A 1,777-nucleotide genomic window follows, 5' to 3' on the forward strand; every position below is an offset into this window, starting at 1 on the left:
GATGTCACCATTGAAGGAAGCTTTAACGATACAGTTGTACTGAACGCTGAAGCTAATTTGAATAAAACCTACACCGAAGACTACGTTGGCAACAAAGATAACGATAAGCTAATTATGAAGAACGTAGGTAACTCTCACGAGGTTACTCTAGAAGACAATTCCGAAAATGACTGGTCTATCAAAGAAAAAGGCCATCATGAGTGGGATGAGCTACTGGCAGAGTCGATGGTAGACGGTGCAGTGATGGGTAACACAGTGACCTATGGCGGTGCATGTTGTAAAGGAAGTGCTGGCACAGATGTAATGGTTGAGCACACCAATACCATGCATGTGGGTTACCAGAATGCTTCTGGTATTAACATCGCTGGTCAGAACGTGGGTAATAACTCAATGGTACAACAAACTACAAGCACAAACGCAGCGCTTGTTGGCTCAGGTGGAGCAAGCCTTCCTGGTGGTGGCGGCTCATACTAAGATTTAAGGGCCGAAAGGCCCTTTCTTGCTTTCTCCTGTAAGTAGGTGTCGTAATTTTATGTTGTTTGATAGGCGTTAACGTATGAAAAAATCAATTATCGTGCTTATCAGCGTATTAGCATCATCAAGTATTTATGCATTAGATTATTTCCCTAATCGGGGGGGATATAATGTAAAAGTGAAAAGTTACCAAGAACAATTATTTGGTGATGTGTTCAGGCAGCAATATGATTTTAGTTGTGGCTCAGCAGCCGTTGCGTCACTACTGACCTATCATTACGATATCGAATCACAAGAGAACACTATATTTGAGTTCATGTTCGAGCATGGAAACAAAGAGCAGATAGAGAAGCAAGGTTTTTCAATGCTAGATATGAAAAACTATATGAACTCAGTTGGTCTTGATGCAAATGGTTACAACATACCCCTAGAAAAATTCCATGACCTACGAATCCCTGCAATAACTATTGTTAATTTTGATGGCTATATGCATTTTGTAGTGATTAAAGGAATGAACCAGGAGAATGTTATTCTCGGAGACCCATCTAGAGGTACTCTATTGATTCCAATCAAGGACTTCAAACAAGTATACAAAGGAACGGTATTGCTGGTAAAAAACCGCGTTGAACAAGGGCGTGGAAGTTTTATCACAGCAGATAATTATAATATATATAATCCATCACCCGTGTCAGAGGCTGTTGTAAGAGACTCATTATCAACGTTTAGTATTACTCTGCCTGGTAGTAATGATTATTAGAGGCTAGTATGAAAAGGTTAACACGGTTAATTGTCGCATCAACAATAGGAGCTTCTGCTCTTATTACGCATGCATCTATTGGTTTTCTTAGTATCGATGACTTGGGATTGACAACCCTTTCTGATGACGAAATGTCCACACTCAGGGGCGGTTTTGTATCAATTAATGATAATATAATTAACATTGGCCTCTCTGTAACAACAGAAGTTAATGGTGAAACCGTTTTAAACACGCACATTGCAGACTTTACTATCAGTAATGGTATTTTGAGCAGCAATGATGGCATGCGGACTTATGACTATGATGACCCACTGAAAGTCATTAGTGTCGGTGAGAATAATATTGCCAGTATAGGATCATCGCAGGATGCAATAGGTACAGTAGTTCAAAACTCTGCTGATAATACCGCAATCAAAGTTGAAACAGTGCTTGATATAGAAGCTAATATTGAAGGTTTTAATAGGCAGAACTTATTCAACAGTAGGTTGGAAAATGCCATTTTACATAACGGCTATTAATCCTGTTGCAATACAAATTTGTGGTTTG

The 1,777-nt window shown here is 39.3% G+C and carries 2 protein-coding genes and 1 pseudogene; all 3 read left to right on the forward strand.

Features of this window, described 5'->3' with window-relative positions; genetic code table 11:
• Positions 1 to 474: pseudogene (locus tag BIZ37_RS30025) on the forward strand (hypothetical protein); the annotation flags it as partial.
• 82 nt (positions 475 to 556) lie between these two features.
• A complete protein-coding gene (locus BIZ37_RS30030; protein ID WP_187464658.1) occupies positions 557 to 1,231 on the forward strand; it encodes a C39 family peptidase in 675 nt (224 codons plus the stop codon).
• A gap of 8 nt (positions 1,232 to 1,239) precedes the next feature.
• On the forward strand, positions 1,240 to 1,749 hold the full coding sequence (locus BIZ37_RS30035) for a hypothetical protein (RefSeq protein WP_187464659.1): 510 nt from the start codon (positions 1,240 to 1,242) through the stop codon (positions 1,747 to 1,749).
• Positions 1,750 to 1,777: the final 28 nt, after the last annotated feature.

The sequence above is a fragment of the Photobacterium sp. BZF1 genome (assembly GCF_014349205.1).
In the GTDB taxonomy this organism is placed as follows: domain Bacteria; phylum Pseudomonadota; class Gammaproteobacteria; order Enterobacterales; family Vibrionaceae; genus Photobacterium.